This window comes from Streptomyces sp. NPDC005899, assembly GCF_040629645.1.
In the GTDB taxonomy this organism is placed as follows: domain Bacteria; phylum Actinomycetota; class Actinomycetes; order Streptomycetales; family Streptomycetaceae; genus Streptomyces.
Map to the genome: position 1 here is coordinate 1 of NZ_JBEXWB010000669.1, position 1,518 is coordinate 1,518.

Annotated in this window: 1 pseudogene; it reads left to right on the forward strand. The window is 71.8% G+C overall.

Annotated features, from left to right (window positions below):
* Nucleotides 1–314: 314 nt before the first annotated feature.
* Nucleotides 315–1,445 (forward strand): annotated as a pseudogene (locus ABZ371_RS32540) (S1 family peptidase); the annotation flags it as partial.
* Nucleotides 1,446–1,518: the final 73 nt, after the last annotated feature.

Consider the following 1,518-nt stretch of genomic DNA (forward strand, 5'->3'; position numbering starts at 1 on the left):
GGGAGGAGCCCTCGCCCCGGCCGGGAGCCGGGGGTCCCGGACGGCGACCGGAGCGGCGTACGAGCGCGCCCGGACGGGCTCGGCCGACCCCGGTGCGGAGGCCGGCCGGGGGTGCCCCGTGGGCACCGAAGGCGATTCCCGCTCCCCCTGCTCGCGCCCCGACGTGTAATTGGCATGGACCTGCCCACCGCAGTCCGTTACAGTCCGGGGAGCAGCAGTCTGAGAGCGCTCTCAGTTCCGCTCTCGGGTGCTTCCTGTTCCACCCCCACGATGCTGGAACAACAGAAGGGGCACTCCCCGTGAAACACACCACGATGGTGCGGACCGGTCTATCCGCACTGCTCATCATCGGCACCTGGGCAACCGCCGGCCTCACCCAGGCCTCGGCGGCGGACGCGCCCCCCACCGCCGAACCGAAGGCGTCGGCGGGCCTGATCTCCGCGATGCAGCGGGACCTGGGGCTGACGAGAAGTCAGGCCGAGGGCCGCCTCGCCGACGAGAGGGCGGCGACCGCCCTCGAAGGCCCGGCGAGGAAAGCCGCGGGAGCCTCCTTCGGCGGCTCCTGGTTCGACGCGGACAGCGGAGAACTGACGGTCGCCGTGACGGACGGCGACGCCGCCCGCTCCGTGCGCGCGGCCGGCGCGGACGTCCGGCTGGTCGACCACACCGCGCGGCAACTGGACACGGTCAAGAGCCGGCTGGACGCCCTCGCGGCGCCGACCGGGATCAGCGGCTGGCACGTCGATCCGCGGGCGAACACCGTCGTGGTGGACGTCGTCGCTTCACGGCAGGCTGACAACGATGTCCGGGCCTTCGTCGCCAAGGCGCGGAAGGCCGGTCCCGTCACGGTGAAGCAGACCGCCGCGGCCCCGCGGACCTTCGCCGCCGGAACGGTCGGCGGCGACCCGTACTACACGGGCAACGTCCGCTGCTCCATAGGCTTCTCGGTGTACGGCGGCTTCGTCACGGCCGGGCACTGCGGGCAGGCCGGAGGGGCGGTCAGGGGCTGGGACGGCTCGGCCATAGGCAACTTCCAGGGGTCGTCGTTCCCGGACAACGACTACGCCTGGGTCAACGTGGGCAGCGGCTGGTGGACCGTGCCCGTCGTCCTCGGCTGGGGCACCGTCTCCGACCAGCTGGTCCGCGGCTCCAACGAGGCTCCCGTCGGCGCCTCGGTCTGCCGCTCCGGCTCGACCAGCCACTGGCACTGCGGCAACGTCCTGGCCAAGAACACGACCGTGAACTACAGCCAGGGCGCCGTCCACCAGATGACCAAGACGAGCGTGTGCGCCGAACCCGGCGACTCGGGCGGCTCGTTCATCAGCGGTGACCAGGCGCAGGGTGTGACCTCGGGCGGCTGGGGCAACTGCGGCAGCGGGGGAGAGACCTGGCACCAGCCCATCAACGAGATCCTCAACCGCTACGGACTCACCCTCCACACGGCAGGTCGACCTCGACCGCAAGACGCTGACCTTCGTACGGAACGGCAGCGAAGTCCGCACGATCCCGGTCTCCGGC